Below are 15874 nucleotides of genomic sequence, written 5' to 3' on the forward strand. Positions count from 1 at the left end.
TTCCATCACGCCCACCCGTCCCGCCAACCCCCGGATATGCCAGCACCGCCCCGCCCCGGCCCGGTAGACTGCCCCCGGTGCCGCCGTGATCCGTCGCGGACGGCCACCATGCCTCCTTAGCTCAGCTGGCCAGAGCACCGCTCTTGTAAAGCGGGGGTCGTCGGTTCGAACCCGACAGGGGGCTCAGCGCGCCACTCATCGTTTGATCACCGGCCCCGGGCACTGTGCCCGGGGCCGGTGTCGTTGGGGCGCAGTTGCCGCAGGGTCCAGGGGGTGGTGGGGGAGAGGTGGCGGGTGAGGGTGGTGAAGAGTTCGGCGGCGCGGCGGTAGGAGAGGCGGGCGTGGCCGGTGTGGGGGCAGCGGTCGGGGGCGGGGGTGGACGCGGGGGCGCGGCGGTCGGTGAGGAAGAGGGGGCCGGCGGTGCGGCCGGCGAGGAGGAGGGGGAGGAGCCGGGCGGTCCCGGTCTGCCACTGGAGGGGGGCGGCCGAGGGGCGGGTGCGGCGGTGGCGGAGGTCGAGGTCGTCGGCGTTCAGGGCGAGGACGGTTTCGATGGCGGCGCCGCTCTCGTGGAGCAGGTGCCAGAGGGTCTGCTCGCGCAGCGGCGCGCGGAGGGTGAGGAGCGCGCGGAGTTCGGCGGGGGTGAGCGGTGCCGGGCCGGTGCCGGGCAGGGGGCGTGGGCGCAGGGCGGTGGTGGGGTCGGTGTCGATCCAGCCCTGGGCGCGCCACCAGGTGACCGCGGCGCGCAGGGTGGAGAGTTCGCGGTTGAGCGTGCGCGGGTCGGTCGCGGCGGCGCGACGGGCGGCGGCGGTCCGGAGGCGGGTGGCCGCGCCGGGGTGGTCGAGCAGGGCCAGCGGGAGGACGGGCGGTCGGGCGCGCCGCCGTTCGGGGCCGGTGGGGGCGGGGCGGTCGGCCAGTGCCCAGGCCCAGGTGTTCAGTGCGATCCGGTAGATCCGGCGGGAGCCGGCGCCGAGCCCGGAGGCGGCGAGATAGCGCTCGACGGCCACTGTGTACTCGACCGGTGGCGACTCGGGCATGGAGCCTTCTTTCCGCAGTAAACGATGGGCGACGGGCCGTCTGGAGAATATCGGGTTGATGCAGTAAATGGCAGGTAGGAGTGGCCTGTTGGGGTCATTTACTGCGGTGGTGGCAGGGTTTCGAGAAATTGATGCGAGTCGGCTCAGGTTTTTCGCCGGAAAGCCTTGAACACCCCTCCGGCGCGGAGGCAGACTTGCCGCCCATGGCAGTGGACATGGAACGGATTCCGGCCCGCCAACGGCGGCTCGCCGGCCGTCTCGCCGTGCTGGGCGAGCGTGACTTCAGGTGGTTCTTCGTCGGGTACGCGACCTCGCTGCTCGGCTCCTCGATGGCGCCGGTGGCGGTGGCCTTCGCGGTGCTGGACGGCGGGGGCGGGAGCGGCGGCCACGGCGGGAGCGGCACCGACCTGGGCTGGGTGATGGCGGCCCGGATCCTGCCGATCGTGCTGGTGCTGCTGGCCGGCGGGGTGATCGCGGACCGCCTGGGCGGCCGGCGGGTGATGCTGGCCTCGGATGTGCTGCGCGGTGTCGTGCAGGCGGTGTTCGCGGCGGTGCTGATGGCGGGTCGGGCCCCGGTCTGGGCGATGGTGGTGCTGGTCGCCGTCTGGGGCGTCGGTGAGGGGCTCTTCATGCCGGCGCTCGGTGCGCTGGTGCCCGGCCTGGTGCGTGACCGGAGCCGTCTCCCGGACGCCAACACGCTGCTCGGCCTGGCCCGTTCGGTCGGGACGGTCGCGGGCCCGGCCGTCGCCGGCGTGGTGACGGCGGCGCAGGGGCCGGCCGCGGTGCTGCTGGTCGACGCGGTGACGTACGGCGTCGGCGCCCTGGCGCTCGCCCGGCTGAGCCTGCCCGGGCGTGCCGAAGGGGGCGCGGACCGGTCCGGCTCGATGCTCGGCGATCTGCGGTCCGGCTGGTGGGAGTTCGGCTCGCGGCCGTGGCTCTGGATCACCACGGCGCACATGGGCCTGTTCAACCTGCTGGTGTGGGCGCCGTTCCTGGTGCTCGGGCCGCTCGCCGCGCGGCAGGGTCTCGGCGGCGCGCGCGGCTGGGGGCTGGTGATGGGCGTGTACGGGGTCGGTGCGGTGATGGGCGGTCTGCTGATGCTGGGTCGCAGGCCCGGCCGGCCGCTCGCGGTGGCGACGCTGGCGACGTTCGGGTGGGTGCTGCCGTCGGCGGCGCTCGCGGCCGGTGCGTCGCTGGCGTGGGTGGTGTCGGCGGCGCTGCTGGCGGGCGCCGGTTCGGCGGTCTGCGGCACTTTGTACAGCACCACCATGCAGAGCTGGGTGCCGCCCGAAGTGCTCGCCAGGGTGGCCTCGTTCGGGGCGCTGGGGGCCTTTGTGCTCGGGCCCGTCGGGCTGGCCGCAGCTGGTCCGGCGGCTGATCAGATCGGTTCCGCGAGGGTGCTGTTGTTCGGTGCTCTCTGGCAACTCATCGCCGGTGGCGTGGTGTTGGCCGTTCCGGTGGTCCGTCGGCGACGGTGGGAGCAGGCCGTCGAGGGGGTGCGGGGCGAACGTGGGCTGGGTCACAAAACGGGCAAATAGAAATTCCTTCGCATATGGACCAAGATGGGTGCCGAGCTGCGGCCCACCGGGCCGGAACCGACTCCCGTCTTCTCGATGAAGGGTGACGTCATGACCTCAGCAGACTCGCAGCCGCAGGCCTATCTGGTCGGCGGAGGCATCGCCTCCCTGGCCGCCGCGGTGTTCCTGGTGCGCGATGCCAAGCTTCCCGGCTCCTCCGTGCACATCCTGGAGGAGAGCCGGATCGCGGGCGGCGCGCTCGACGGAGCCCCGGCGCCCGTCCCCGAGCGCGGTTACGTCTCCCGCGGCGGGCGGATGCTGGAGGACGAGGCGTACGTCTGCCTCTGGGACCTGCTGGAGAGCATCCCCACCCTCACCGACCCGGAGACGACGGTCCGTGAGGAGATCGTCGCCTTCAACAAGGTCTGGCACACCAACGCCCAGGCCCGGCTGATCGACCGCGACCACACCGTCCTCGACGCCGCCGACCTGGGCCTCAACGCCCATGACCGGGCCGAGATGACCAGGCTGCTGGCCCTTCCCGAGCGGGTCATCGGCACCCGCCGGATCGAGGACTTCTTCTCCGAGCACTTCTTCCGGACCAACTTCTGGGCGATGTGGCGCAGCACCTTCGCCTTCCAGAACTGGCACAGCGCGATCGAGCTCAAGCGCTACTTCCTGCGCTTCATCCAGGAGTTCCCCCGGATCCACACCCTCTCGGGGGTGCGCCGCACCAGGCTCAACCAGTACGACTCCATCGTCCGTCCGGTGCAGCGCTGGCTCGCCGAACAGGGAGTGCGCACCGACTACGGGGTGAAGGTCACCGACGTCGACTTCGCCGGGAACGACGGCGAGCGGCGCGCCACCCGGCTGCACGTCGAGCGTGACGGCACGCCCGGCACGATCGAACTCGGCGATGACGACCACGCGTTCATCACCATCGGCTCGATGACGGCCGATGCCTCGTACGGATACGACGACTCGGTACCGGAGCTGATCCGCGACAAGCGCGACGGCGGATGGTCGCTCTGGGAGAACATCGCCCGCAAGGCGCCCGACTTCGGCCGGCCGGGCGCGTTCAACGGCAATGTGGAGGAGACCAAGTGGGAGTCCTTCACCCTCACCATGCGCAGTCCGCTCCTGCTCCACCGCATCACGGAGTTCTCCGGCAACGCGCCCGGCACCGGCGCACTGATGACCTTCGCGGACTCCAGCTGGCTGCTGTCGATCGTGGTGCCGCACCAGCCGCACTTCGACGGCCAGCCGGACGACGTCTTCACGCTCTGGGGCTACAGCCTGCTCGGTGACAACGACGGCGACTACATCGGCAAGCCGATGTCGCAGGCCACCGGGCAGGAGATCCTCACCGAGCTGATCGGCCACCTCGGCTTCCAGGACGACCTGGCGGAGATCCGCCGCACCACGCAGGTGGTCACGGTGATGATGCCGTACATCACCAGCCAGTTCGAGCGCCGCGCGATCGGCGACCGCCCGCTGGTGGTGCCGGCCGGTTCGGCGAACTTCGCCTTCCTCGGGCAGTACACCGAGGTCCCGGAGGACGTGGTGTTCACCGTGGAGTACTCGGTGCGCGGCGCGATGCACGCCGTGTACGAGCTCTTCGGCGTCGACCGGGAGATCCCGGGGATCTACCACGGGCTCTCGGACCCCAAGGTCGCCTTCGACGCGCTGCGCACCGCGTTCGGCTGAGCCCGGACGGCGAGCGCGCCCCGCCCACGGCCCTCCCGCCCCGCCCCGGCCGCCGTACCCCCGCCGCACCATGGCGGGCGCGGCGGCCGGGGCGGTCGTACGGTGGAGGGAGTGCGGGGGCGAACGGAGGAGGTTGGCCATGCCCGGTTCTCTCACCATCAGCCACCACGAGGCGGCGGTCACCCTGGACCACTCGGACGCCAAGCGGCTCGCCGCGGTGCTGGACGAACTGGCCTATCTGCTGGAGATCCCGGGGCCGAACCGGCTCAACGACACGCAGCTCGGCGCCCTGTGCGAGGGCCGGACGCCCGACCGGGCCGAGCTGTCGCACTGGTCGCGGGGGATCGCCGCGCAGCTGAAGGGGCGGCTCTGACGACGGCCGCGCCGGACCGGTCGCAGCCGCCGTACGATGGCGCGCGGGGCGGGTGGTCCTCGCGCGCCTTCCGGGTGCCGGTGCAACCGGCGGCCGGTCCGGTGGAGGGCGGGAGCCCGAGCGTGTCGCAGTCCTGGTCGATGTCCTGGCTGACGGTTCCGACGCCGCTGCCGAGCGGGCCGATGCACATCGCGGTCACGCCGCTGGGTGTGGCGGCGGCCGGGTACGGGGAGCGCGCGGGGGAGTCGCCGCGCTGTACGGACGAGTCGAAGACCGCCGCGGTGACCGACCGGATAGGTGAGTATCTCTCCGGCCGGCGGCGGGAGTTGGGGCTGCCGATCGACTGGAGCCTGAGTACCGGTCCGCATCGGGCGGTGCTGCGGACGCTGCTGTCCGACGTGCCGTACGGACGGACCATCACCTATGGCGAACTGGCCGCCCGCAGCGGGGTGTTCGAGGACGTGGCGGAGCCCGGGCTGGCGGCCCGGACGGTCGGGCAGATGATGGCCGCCAACCCCGTCGCGCTGCTGGTGCCGTGCCACCGGGTGGTGGCGGCGGACGGGATCGGCGGCTTCGGCGGCGGCCGGGTCGGGATCGACGTGAAGCGCTGGCTGCTCACCCTGGAGGGGGTGCTGGAGCCGACGCTGGACTGGAACGGCCCGCTGTAGAGCCGGTCATGGGTTCCGCGGGCCGCCCGGCCTGGCCCGTAGAAGCTAGTGGACGAGTTCGGCCGGGGCGAGGTTCCGGGCGAACGGGAGCCGGCGCGGCGGCACCGGCTGGATCCCGGAGACCAGGGTGTACTCGATCGGGTCCGGGTCCGTGCTCCACTCGGTGTCCGGCCGCTCGCCGAGCGCCAACTGCACGGCGTTCCAGGGGAGGTTGAGGCCGCAGAGGCGCAGCTGGTGCAGGCCGCCGGACGGGCGGGTGTTGACGTCGATCACCACCGGTTCGCCGGCCAGGTGGCGGAACTGCACATTGGAGAGGAAGGCCATCCCGGTGGACTCGACCAGTCGGCGGGCCGGCTCCAGGTACCGGGGGTCGGTGGTGAAACCGCGGCGGCGGCCCCGCTTGCTGCGGCCGACGGCGGTGAGGAGGGTGCCGTCCCGGTCGGCCAGGCAGTCCACGGAGATCTCGGGGCCGTTCAGGTAGGGCATCACCAGCAGGTCGGCCGGTTCGTCGGCGGCCTCCAGCGCGGCGGCCACCTGGTCGACCTGGACGCGGCTGTCCCAGCCGGCCAGCCGGTGCAGGCCGAACGGCTCGCGGGTGAGCAGCCGGAAGCCCTCGCCGCCGGCGCCCGAGGCGGGCTTGAGGCAGGCGGTGAGCCCGGCGGACTCGATCCGCTCGACGGCGGCGAGCAGCTCCTCCGCGGTGCGGACCTGCCACCACGGCGGGGTGGGCAGCCCGGCGTCGGCCATCGCCGCGTAGCCGTCCGCCTTGCTGTGGAAGGCGGCGATCGCGGTGGCCGGCGGGCAGGCGAGTGCGGTGCCGATGGCCTCGAACTCCTTGTGGTGCAGGGATATCGCGAGCTGGTTGAGCCGCGGCAGGAAGACGTCGACGGAGTGGCGGGCGCAGTAGTCGAGGGCGAAGGCGACGTAGGCGTCGGGCGGCAGGTCGGCCGGTTCGAGGGTGCCGTGGTCGGCTGCGGCGAGGACGGGGGAGTCGGGGTCGGCGTGGGTGGCGTAGACCTCGACGGGGCGCGGCGCCTCGCGCAGCTGTTCGACGAAGAACACGTTCTCCGCGTAGGTGCGGTTGAGCCAGACACGTACGGGGGCGCTCATGAAGGCCTCCCAGGGCAGGGGTGAACGAGGGGAGGGCATCCGGTGCGGCCACACACTCGTCAACTGGCCCCGTGGCCCTTTGAGGTGGCACCTTAGCGGCCCCTTGCGCGGGCGTGGACGGCGGGTGGTCCGCTCGGCGGGTGGTCGCGGGGCCGCGCGTGGGAGGCGGGCCGGGGGTGCCGGTGCCGGAGAGGCGGAGGGACTCGTTCCGGAGTTTTCGAATAATTCTCGAACTAATATCGATCAAATGATCCATTCGTACTATTTGTTCCGCTATTTCAACCACTCGAAAGAGTGATTGCCATACTCCCCCGAATGGGCCCACCATGAGGGCTGCAAGGCGACACTTCATCGGGCACGCGAAGGGCTCCCCATGTCGACCGAAACCAACGTCGGTATTCCTGCGCAGGGTGGGCCGTCGCCAACCCGGCAGCAGCAGAGTCTCGGCACGGAGGGCGCGAGGAATCTCGCGACGACCACCAAGTCCGCGCCGCAGATGCAGGGCATCAGCCCGCGCTGGCTGCTCAGGATGCTGCCGTGGGTCCAGGTGTCCGCCGGTACCTACCGGGTCAACCGCCGCCTGCGCTATTCGGTCGGCCGGGGCCGGGTGAGCTTCGTCCAGACGGGCGCCGAGGTACGGATCGTCCCGCCCAGCCTGCGCGAGGTGCCGGTGCTGCGCGGCTTCGACGACGACGCGGTGCTGGAGGAGCTGGCCGGGCGCTTCGTCCAGCGTGACTTCTCCGTCGGTGAGGTGCTGGTCACGGCCGGCACCCCGATCGCCGAGGTCTTCATCATCGCGCACGGCAAGCTCGACCGGCTCGCCACCGGCAAGTACGGCGAGGAGGCGGTGCTCGGCTCCCTCGCGGACGGCGACCACCTGGGCGACGAGGCCCTGCGGCAGGAGGACGGCGCCTGGCCGTACACGGTGAAGGCAGCCACCGCCGGCACCGCGCTGGTGCTCTCCTGGCCCGACTTCCAGGAGCTCGCGGACCGTTCCGAGGCGCTGCAGCTGCAGATCATGGAGTACCTGGCCGGGTTCCAGCAGGCGCAGAACAAGCACGGTGAGGCCCAGATCGGGCTCTCGGCCGGCCATCAGGGCGAGTACGAGCTGCCCGGGGCCTTCGTGGACTACGAGCTGAAGCCGCGCGAGTACGAGCTGAGCGTGGCGCAGACGGTGCTCAAGGTGCACAGCCGGGTCGCCGACCTCTACAACCAGCCGATGAACCAGACCGAGCACCAGCTCCGGCTGACCATCGAGGCGCTGCGCGAGCGCCAGGAGCACGAGCTGATCAACAACCCGGAGTTCGGGCTGCTGCGGAACGCCGAGTACGACCAGCGGATCCAGACCCACTCCGGCCCGCCCACCCCGGACGACATGGACGAGCTGCTCAGCCGCCGCCGCAGCACCAAGATGTTCCTCGCCCACCCCAGGGCCATCGCGGCCTTCGGGCGGGAGTGCAACCGCCGGGGCCTCTACCCGGGCACCGTCGATGTCCAGGGCAGGGCCGTCACGGCCTGGCGCGGCGTGCCGGTCTTCCCGTGCAACAAGATCCCGGTCCTGGGCGGGGGTACCAGCTCGATCATCGCCCTGCGCACCGGAGAGGACAACCAGGGCGTTATCGGACTCCACCAGACCGGAATTCCCGACGAATACCAGCCGAGCCTCTCGGTGCGTTTCATGGGGATCGACGAGAAGGCCGTTATTTCCTATCTCGTCAGTGCCTACTATTCCGCCGCCATTCTGGTGCCCGACGCGATCGGTGTGCTGGAGAACGTCGACGTCGCACACCGCCGAGACTGACCGGGTCCGGCCGGAACCGCGCCGCCGGGTCGCAGCCACGCCCCGGCCCGGTGGCGCCCACCGAACACCAGGGGGAGGAACCCATGGGAATCTTCACGTTGGAGCGGGACCACAGAGAGGGCCACGAGGCGGAGGACGTGCTCGCCCGCGCCCGTGCCCTGGTCGATCCGGTCCTGCGCACCGCCGTCGACTCGCTGCCCGGCGCGATGCGCAGGGTGGCCGGCTACCACTTCGGCTGGTGGGAGGCCGACGGTTCGCCGGTCGCCGCCCCCTCGGGCAAGGCCATCCGCCCGGCCCTGGTCCTCGCCGCCACCCAGGCCCTCGGCGGCACGCCGGCCACGGCCACGGCTGCGGCCGCCGCCGTCGAACTGGTCCACAACTTCACCCTGCTCCACGACGATGTCATCGACCGTGACGAGACCAGGCGCCACCGTCCCACCGCCTGGCGGGTGTTCGGCACCACCGAGGCCATTCTGGCGGGGGACGCCATGCACTCGCTGGCGCTGCGGATCCTCGCCGAGGACACCCACCCGGCCGCCCAGGGGGCCGTCCGCCGGCTCGCGGACTGTGTGGTCGAACTCTGCGAGGGTCAGCAGATCGACTGCGCCTTCGAACAGCGCAGTGACGTCTCGCTCGCCGAGTGCCTGGCGATGGCGGAGGCGAAGACGGGCGCGCTGCTCGGTGCCGCCTGTGCGATGGGCGCACAGTACGCGGGCGCGTCGGAGGAGGTCGCGCAGGCGATGGACGGCTTCGGCCGGGAGATCGGCCTGGCGTTCCAGCTCATCGACGACCTGATCGGAATCTGGGGAGATCCGGCCGTCACCGGTAAGCCGGTCGGTGCGGACCTGGTCGCACGCAAGAAGTCACTGCCGGTGGTGGCGGCCCTGGGTTCCGGCACCACCGACGGCGCCCGGCTCGCGGAGCTCTACGCACTCGAACGGCCGCTCAGTACCGAGGAGTTGGCGCACTGCGCGGTCGCGGTCGAAGGGGCCGGCGGGCGGGGCTGGGCGCAGGGCGAGTCCTGCGAGCGGATGGCGGCCGCTCTTGCCCAGCTGGCTACGGCGGTTCCCGAGCCGTCCGCCGCCGATGAGCTGCTCGCGCTCGCCGAGCTGGTCACGCGCCGTACCCACTGAGCGGTCCGGGGTGGATGCAGGGGAGTGGGGCGTCGGACCGGCCAACGTTCCACTCCTGGCCCTGCGGTCGGCATGGCTCAGACAGGCCTTAGGGCAGGACGGCCAGCAGTCGCTGCCCCTTGGCCGGCGTGATGCCGGGCATCGTGCCACCCGGGCGGCCCTTTCGGCCGTCGGCATCGGTGTTCTCCAACTGCATCGTCCGGTTCGGATCCCCCGGGGCCGGCACTGGGCCGTCCGCTCCAGCGCCGCACGCCCGCAACCGGCCTTGAGCGCATTGCTGAACGGCTGGCCGGGCGGGGTGCCGGCGGGGCAGGGGTGCAGCGGTGAGGTCTCGTCCACCGTTCGGGCCGGCCAGTCGGCGAAGGCGTGCGCGGAGGAGGCGAAGGTGTAGTGCCCGGCGTGCTCGCGCAGCAGCCCGGCGGAGAGCGCCACCTGGGCGGGCTGCTGGGCCGAGGTGTCCACGACGGCATCCCAGTGCCGCCCCTCGACCAGGCGCGCCAGGTCGGCGGCGGAGTCACGCTCGCCCCGGACGGCCTGGGCGCCGGGCAGGTCGGTGCCGGGACGGCCTCGGTTGAAGGTGGTCACCTCATCGCCGCGGGCCAGGGCTTCGGAGGCGAAGGCGCGCCCCAGAAAGGACGAACCCCCAAGCAGGAGGATCTTCATACCGGAAAGCTCTTCTGTCCCCCTCGCCCGCATGCCCCCGTTCGCGCTGAGCGGAGGCGCAGGGGAGTCAGGGGAGCCCGGGGAGCAGGGCAGTCGGGTGCGGCGGGGACCGGCCGTCGGCGCCCCCGGCCGAGGTGCTGATCGAATCCGGCCCGCATAGCATCCCCTTTGTATCGATATGTCCGTATAGGAGCGGTGCTCCGGCACCGGGGCGAGCGACCACTGGGGAGAGCGACAGCAATGGGCAACCCGGCACTCGTGGACCCGGCCACCATCCGTGCGACCGCCGCCGAAGCGTGGATCCGCGGCTACCCGATCCTGCGGAACTACCGCACCCTGTACGCGCAGGCCGTGGACGACGCGGACCCGGGGTACGTCGGCGGTTTCGGCGTCTTCCGGCACTATCCGCAGCCCTTCACCCCGGCCGACACCGATGCCGACACCCCCGACAACGACACCTCCCGCTCCCGGGCCTGGCTCGATCTGCGCACCGAGCCCTGGGTGGTCTCCGTCCCCGCCGAGGACCGCTACTACGTCCTCCCGCTGCACGAACTCGACACCGTGTACGCCGGGTTCATCGGCGCCCGGGCCACCGGCCAGGAGGCCGGCGACTACCTGGTGGCCGGCCCGGGCTGGCAGGGCGAGGTCCCCACGGGCATCAAGGGCGTCATCCGCACCGCCACCCAGCTGGTCGGCATCCTCGGCCGCACCCACCTCGCCGGGCCCGCACCCGAGGCGGTCGAGGAGCTGAAGCTGGTCCAGCAGGGCTACCGGCTGCGCCCGCTGCACGAGTACGCGGGCACGCCGGCGCCCCCGCCCGCCCCCCACCCGGTCTGGCCGGTCTGGCGCGAGGAGGTCATGGACGGCATCGAGTTCTTCAGCTTCCTCGACTTCCTGCTCGGCTTCTTCCCGGTGCTCCCCGCCGAGGCCGATCTCCGTACCCGCCTGACCGACCTCGGCATCGACGGCCGCGGCGACTTCGAGCCCGCCGCGCTGCCGATCGTGGTGCGCGCCGAGATCGAACGCGGCATCGCCGACGGTCAGGCCGAACTGCGAAGCGCCGCCGACCGGACCACCACCTCGACCGGTCTCTTCGGCACCCGCGAGCAGATCGGCACCGAGTACCTCAAGCAGGCGGTCGCCGCCGCCGTGGATCTGTACGGGCTGCCCGCCGAAGAGACCTGGTACGGCGGCTGGGCCGCCGACAGCGCGGGCAACCAGCCGCCGAACGCCAGCGACCGCGACTACGTCGTCCGGTTCGGCCCGGACGACCTGCCGCCCGCCCGCTTCTTCTGGTCGGCCACCATGTACGCGCTCCCGGAGCGCCGGCTCGTCGACAACACCCTGGACCGCTATGCGATCGGCGACCGCACCCCCGGGCTGGTCCGCGAGCCGGACGGTGGCCTCACCCTCCACATCCAGCACAAGCGGCCCGCCAACACCCAGCACTCGGCCAACTGGCTGCCCGCGCCCGACGGACCGTTCACGATCGTCGTCCGGCTCTACGGTCCGGACCAGTCCGTCCTCGACGGCCGTTGGCGACTCCCGCCACTGACCCCGCTCTGACCTCCGCTCCGACCCCCCGCACCGAACCCGCGCCGTCGCCCGTTCCCCGACCCCGACCCCGAGCCGCACCGCCCGTTCCCCCGGACCCGAGAAGGACTCCCGATGACCCAGCCCGAGCTGGAGGCCCTGGCCGCCGACGCCTACGTCTACGGCTACCCGCTCGTCTCCGACCTCACCATGGTCGAGCGCTTCACCCAGGGCGGCGTGGGGATCCTGCCGGCGGCGCCGTTCAACCACTTCAGCCACGCCACCCGGCTGGCCGGGCCGGACGACCCCTTCGCCTCGGTCAACAACGACACCGTCTACTCGGTCGCCCAGCTCGACCTCTCCGAGGGCCCGCAGGTGCTGAGCGTGCCGGACACCGGTGGGGCGTACTACGTGCTGCAGTTCGTCGACGCGTGGACCGACAACTTCGCCTACCTCGGCTCGCGGGCCACCGGCACCGGCGGGCAGACCTGGCTGATCGTCCCGCCCGACTGGCACGGCACCCCGGCCGACCCCCAGCGGGTGATCGTCGCGCCGACCACGGTGGCCTGCATCGTCGGCCGCTTCGCCTGCACGGGCCCCGACGACCTGCCACGGGTCCGGGCGCTCCAGGAAGGGCTGACGCTCGAACCGCTGGAGCCGGGCGGCCTGGTCGCCGGACTGCCCGAACCCGACTTCGAGGTGCCCGAGCGGCTGGCCTTCTTCGAACGGCTGCGGATCTGGATGGCGGCCTTCCCGCCCGCCGCGGCCGACATCGAGTACCAGCAGCGGTTCGCCCCGCTCGGCCTGCTCGACGTCGGCCCCTCCCCCTACCGCGCCCCCGCGCCGGAATGGACGCTGGCCCTGCTCAAGGGCATGGCGGCGGGCCGCGAACGGGTCGAGGCCGCCACCCGGCCACCGGAGGACCACCCGGCCGGCGAGTGGCGGGCGGGGCTGCACCTCTTCGACTACAACGTCGACTTCCTCGGCCCCGGCACCATCGACGACTCCGAGTGGCGCATCCCCGACCGCCGCGCCGCCTACCTCAGCCGGGCCGCCGCCGCCCGCGCCGGCCTCTGGGGCAACCACGCGTACGAGGCGGTCTACGCGACGACGTACGACGACGCCGACGGCCGGCCGCTCAGCGGCGCGCACGCGTACACGCTGCGCTTCGACGAACCCCCGCCGGCGGACGCCTTCTGGTCCGTCACCATGTACGGGCTGCCGGAGTACCACCTGGTGGCGAACCCGATCGCGCGCTACTCGATCGGCGACCGCACCCCCGGCCTGGTGTACGGCGAGGACGGTTCGCTGACCCTGCTGCTCCAGCACGAACCGCCCGCCCACCCCGCCGCGGTGGCGAACTGGCTGCCCACCCCGGAGGGCGGGTTCCGGCCGATCATCCGGCTCTACCAGCCGAAACGGCCCGCCCTGGACGGCACCTACCGGGTGCCACCGATCCAGCGGCACTTAACCCGGCTCTCCGAGTCCGAGCAACTGACCCCGAGCGACTGACCCCGAGTAGCCGCCCGAGGGTCACCGCGCCCGGTTCGCGGAGCCCCGAGGCGTCGTACCGACGAGAGGCAGGAGCATGGGCGACGCCGTCGGCCAGATGCTGGCCTCGGCCGTGGGTATCGCGATCAGCCCGTTGCCGCTGATCGCGGTGATCCTGATGCTGGCCACGCCGAAGGGCCGGGTCAACGGAGCGGCGTTCGCGGCCGGCTGGGCGGTGGCGCTGGCGGCGGTGGTCACCGTGGTGGTGCTGGCCGGTTCGGGGCTGACCACCGGTTCCTCGAAACCGGTCTGGGCGTGGTGGCTGAAGCTGGCGATCGGCGTGTTCCTTCTCCTCCTGGGCCTCACGCGGTGGAAGGACCGCCCGCGCGAGGGGCATGTGCACGGCCCGCCGACATGGATGCGGACGGTCCACCGGTCCACCCCCGGCAGAGTGGTCGGCCTGGCCGCCGTCCTGTTGACGGCCGACCCGAAGAACCTGGTGCTGGCGGTCGGCGGCGCCCTCTCGATCGCCACCAGCACGGCGTCCGGCAGCGGCAAGGCGGTGGCGGCCGCGCTGCTGGTGCTGGTCGGCTCGCTCTGCACACTGCTGCCGTCGGCGGTCCACCTGTTCGGCGGCGACGGGGCGGCCAGGACGCTGGGGGAGTGGAAGGCGTGGACGGCCGCCCACAACCCGGCGATCGTGCTGGTGTCCCTGGTCGTCCTCGGCGCGACGTACGTCGGCGACGCGATCTCCAGGCTGACCATCTGACGAACCGGCCATCTGGTGGCCCGACGACCCGGCACCCAGCCCGGTCCGGCACCCAGCCCGGTCCGGCATCCGCCCGGCTCGGCATCCGCCCGGTTCGGGCCTCGCCCGCGTCTCGGCTCAGCGCGACGAGGGAGAGACCGGAGCGGGTGTGGACGCGGTGACGGTCGGGGCCGGGGGCGAAGGCGAGGGCGAGGGCGTGCTGGGGGCGGCCGTCGGTGAGGCGGTCGGCGCCGGGGAGGAGGGGACCGCCGTGGGCCCCGGACCCGTCGGAGTCGCGGACGGCGTGCCACCCGGCGTGCCGCCCTGGGACGGCCGGTCCGGGTCGGCGGGGCTCGTGGTCGGGTCGGTCGAGGCGGAGGTGCCACCGCCCCGGTTGTGCGGGCCGCCCTCCAGGGCGACCACGGCCTGCGAGGGCGGCAGCGCGATCCGGGCGGACCAGTGCACGGCCGGGGCGAGCTCCTCGTCCACGGTGACGATCACCGTGATCCGCTGGCCCGGGGCGAGCGTCCCGGCGTCCCGGCCGAGCCGGAGCCAGGCCGCGTCCACGGCGGCGTGCCAGCGGATCTCGGTGCTGCCGGAGTTGGTCAGGGTGAGTACGGTCCGGTTGCCGTACTCGCCCGCCTCGACGGTCAACTGTCCGGCCGGAGCGGGCGGCGCCGGCTGTCCGCCGGCTGTGGGCCCGGCCGGGAGGCCGCCGCCGGGGGCCGACGCGGTGACCGGCAGGGGGCTGCCGAGCGGGGTCGCGCCACGGCTCGGTACGGCGATTGCGGGGCCCGGGGCCCCCGGGGGCAACGTTTCTGCACTGACCACCCCGGTACCGGCGAGTTCCAGCCCGGCCGTCGCCGGTGCGGCACCGTCCTGGCCCATCCGGCCCACCGGATCCGGCCGGTCCACGGCCGACCCGGGGCCCTCCGGCCGGTATCCGGCGGGCCGCCCGTGCGCGTCCACCCGGACCGACGAGACCGAAGCGGCGACCCGTGCGGTGCCACCGCTCCGGTGGCCGGCCCAGAGCGCGGCCACCGGAGCGAACAGCACAGCCGCCAGCACCCCGGTGGTCATGACCCGCCGGCGCACCGCCGACCCACGACCCGCGTCCGGCGCGCGGTGACGCGGGAAACCGCTCTGGTCGAACCGCAGCCCCGGCTCGACCACCGCTACCCGTCCCGCCGACCCCGCACGCCCCACCGTCCGGGCCGCCTGCGGCAGGAACACCACACCGCCGCTCCGCCCGGGCCGGGCGGCGGGCGCGGACAGCACCGGCAGCCCGGACAGCCCCGCCGCACTCTCGGCCGCCCCTCCGGCCACCCGTTCCGCCGTACCCCGGCAGGTCGGGCAGTCCATCACGTGCCGCACCAGCTCCCGGCGCGGCGCCGGGCCGAGCACCCGGTCCCGCCGGCTCTCCGCCCCGGCCCCGCCGAGCCGGTCCAGCCCGGGGCAGCCGCGGACGCCGGGCACCAGCAGCGCCGCCCCGGTCTGGTCGACCTCCGCCTGCGCCGAGGCGAGCAGCGTCCGGGCGGTGTCGAACGGCACGCCCAGCACGGCCGCCACCTCGATCGGGCTCAGCCGATGCCGTACCGACAGCTCCAGCGCCTCGCGCTGCTCGGGATCGGTGCCCGCCGCCGCGGGCCAGGCCAGCGAGGCCAGCTCGCGCCGCCGCCGGGCGGCCTCGACGGCCGGGAGCCCCGGCCGCGGCCCGTGCGCCGCACCGGCCCCGTGGCCCGCACCGGACCAGGTCCCCGGCCCGTTCTGCAACCGGCGCAGACAGCAGTACCGAGCCAACGAGTACAGCCAGGCCCGCAGCAGCCCGGGCTCGGCCAGCCGGGCCCCGTGCCGCAGCGCCAGCTCCCGTACCTCCCGCAGGGCGTCGGCCGCCGCGTCGTGCTCGCACAGCACCGAGAGACAGTAGGTGAACAGGCCGTCCACCTGCCGGTCGTACGCCGCGAGCACGGCGTCGCGCGGCTCTTCAGCACTCGTCGTCACCTGTCCGACGGTAGAGAGCCCGGAGGCCGCACCCGGGCCATTCCCTGCTGTTGTACTTCTTTCGGGTAACAACATCGCCCATCTGTGGACCCACC

Annotated in this window: 12 protein-coding genes and 1 tRNA gene; 10 read left to right on the forward strand and 3 right to left on the reverse strand. The window is 73.1% G+C overall.

The features are described from left to right. The first annotated feature begins 110 nt into the window (after positions 1–110). A tRNA-Thr gene (locus ACIO5D_RS12720) sits at positions 111–184 on the forward strand. 22 nt (positions 185–206) lie between these two features. Here the strand turns inward: ACIO5D_RS12720 and ACIO5D_RS12725 are convergent. Beyond that, positions 207–1034: a hypothetical protein gene (locus ACIO5D_RS12725; RefSeq protein WP_400795027.1), complete on the reverse strand. Its 828-nt coding sequence runs from the start codon at positions 1032–1034 to the stop codon at positions 207–209. A gap of 203 nt (positions 1035–1237) precedes the next feature. Here ACIO5D_RS12725 and ACIO5D_RS12730 point away from each other — a divergent pair, with 203 nt between their 5' ends. From ACIO5D_RS12730 to ACIO5D_RS12745, 4 genes are all read left to right on the forward strand, one after another. Then, positions 1238–2572, forward strand: a complete 1335-nt coding sequence (locus ACIO5D_RS12730) for an MFS transporter (RefSeq protein WP_400795029.1) — start codon at positions 1238–1240, stop codon at positions 2570–2572. 90 nt (positions 2573–2662) lie between these two features. Beyond that, positions 2663–4258, forward strand: coding sequence for an oleate hydratase (locus ACIO5D_RS12735; RefSeq protein WP_400795031.1), 1596 nt, complete (start codon positions 2663–2665; stop codon positions 4256–4258). A 139-nt stretch (positions 4259–4397) separates the two neighbouring features. Further along, positions 4398–4631, forward strand: a complete 234-nt coding sequence (locus tag ACIO5D_RS12740) for a hypothetical protein (RefSeq protein WP_363614437.1) — start codon at positions 4398–4400, stop codon at positions 4629–4631. Positions 4632–4753: 122 nt separating this feature from the next. Beyond that, complete coding sequence (locus tag ACIO5D_RS12745) at positions 4754–5299, forward strand: methylated-DNA--[protein]-cysteine S-methyltransferase (protein ID WP_400659833.1); 546 nt, start codon at positions 4754–4756, stop codon at positions 5297–5299. Between the two features lie 45 nt (positions 5300–5344). Here the strand turns inward: ACIO5D_RS12745 and ACIO5D_RS12750 are convergent, their stop codons facing one another. After that, the gene (locus tag ACIO5D_RS12750; RefSeq protein ID WP_400795033.1) at positions 5345–6409 is read right to left on the reverse strand and encodes an ATP-grasp domain-containing protein; all 1065 of its coding nucleotides are present in this window, start codon (positions 6407–6409) and stop codon (positions 5345–5347) included. A gap of 373 nt (positions 6410–6782) precedes the next feature. Here ACIO5D_RS12750 and ACIO5D_RS12755 point away from each other — a divergent pair, with 373 nt between their 5' ends. The 5 genes from ACIO5D_RS12755 to ACIO5D_RS12775 all read left to right on the forward strand — a co-directional run bounded on the left by ACIO5D_RS12755 (position 6783) and on the right by ACIO5D_RS12775 (position 13799). Further along, positions 6783–8210 (forward strand): family 2B encapsulin nanocompartment shell protein, encoded by a 1428-nt coding sequence (locus ACIO5D_RS12755; protein ID WP_400659831.1) that lies wholly within the window; start codon positions 6783–6785, stop codon positions 8208–8210. Between the two features lie 83 nt (positions 8211–8293). Then, a complete protein-coding gene (locus ACIO5D_RS12760) occupies positions 8294–9343 on the forward strand; it encodes a family 2 encapsulin nanocompartment cargo protein polyprenyl transferase (protein ID WP_363614429.1) in 1050 nt (349 codons plus the stop codon). A gap of 903 nt (positions 9344–10246) precedes the next feature. Further along, entirely contained in the window at positions 10247–11572 is a 1326-nt protein-coding gene (locus ACIO5D_RS12765) for a DUF1254 domain-containing protein (protein ID WP_400795035.1), read from the forward strand. Positions 11573–11674: 102 nt separating this feature from the next. Continuing rightward, a complete protein-coding gene (locus ACIO5D_RS12770) occupies positions 11675–13051 on the forward strand; it encodes a DUF1254 domain-containing protein (protein WP_400795037.1) in 1377 nt (458 codons plus the stop codon). Between the two features lie 76 nt (positions 13052–13127). Next, a complete protein-coding gene (locus ACIO5D_RS12775; RefSeq protein WP_363614423.1) occupies positions 13128–13799 on the forward strand; it encodes a GAP family protein in 672 nt (223 codons plus the stop codon). Positions 13800–13916: 117 nt separating this feature from the next. Here the strand turns inward: ACIO5D_RS12775 and ACIO5D_RS12780 are convergent, their stop codons facing one another. Continuing rightward, complete coding sequence (locus tag ACIO5D_RS12780) at positions 13917–15779, reverse strand: sigma-70 family RNA polymerase sigma factor (protein WP_400795039.1); 1863 nt, start codon at positions 15777–15779, stop codon at positions 13917–13919. Positions 15780–15874 lie beyond the last annotated feature (95 nt).

Source organism: Kitasatospora sp. NPDC087315 (genome assembly GCF_044744345.1).
GTDB lineage: Bacteria > Actinomycetota > Actinomycetes > Streptomycetales > Streptomycetaceae > Kitasatospora.

Coding starts and splice junctions, on each gene's coding strand:
- ACIO5D_RS12730 (WP_400795029.1), top strand. CDS start 1,238: ATGGCAGTGGACATGGAACGGATTCCGGCCCGCCAACGGCGGCTCGCC.
- ACIO5D_RS12735 (WP_400795031.1), top strand. CDS start 2,663: ATGACCTCAGCAGACTCGCAGCCGCAGGCCTATCTGGTCGGCGGAGGC.
- ACIO5D_RS12775 (WP_363614423.1), top strand. CDS start 13,128: ATGGGCGACGCCGTCGGCCAGATGCTGGCCTCGGCCGTGGGTATCGCG.
- ACIO5D_RS12765 (WP_400795035.1), top strand. CDS start 10,247: ATGGGCAACCCGGCACTCGTGGACCCGGCCACCATCCGTGCGACCGCC.
- ACIO5D_RS12760 (WP_363614429.1), top strand. CDS start 8,294: ATGGGAATCTTCACGTTGGAGCGGGACCACAGAGAGGGCCACGAGGCG.
- ACIO5D_RS12755 (WP_400659831.1), top strand. CDS start 6,783: ATGTCGACCGAAACCAACGTCGGTATTCCTGCGCAGGGTGGGCCGTCG.
- ACIO5D_RS12770 (WP_400795037.1), top strand. CDS start 11,675: ATGACCCAGCCCGAGCTGGAGGCCCTGGCCGCCGACGCCTACGTCTAC.
- ACIO5D_RS12740 (WP_363614437.1), top strand. CDS start 4,398: ATGCCCGGTTCTCTCACCATCAGCCACCACGAGGCGGCGGTCACCCTG.
- ACIO5D_RS12750 (WP_400795033.1), bottom strand. CDS start 6,409: ATGAGCGCCCCCGTACGTGTCTGGCTCAACCGCACCTACGCGGAGAAC.
- ACIO5D_RS12725 (WP_400795027.1), bottom strand. CDS start 1,034: ATGCCCGAGTCGCCACCGGTCGAGTACACAGTGGCCGTCGAGCGCTAT.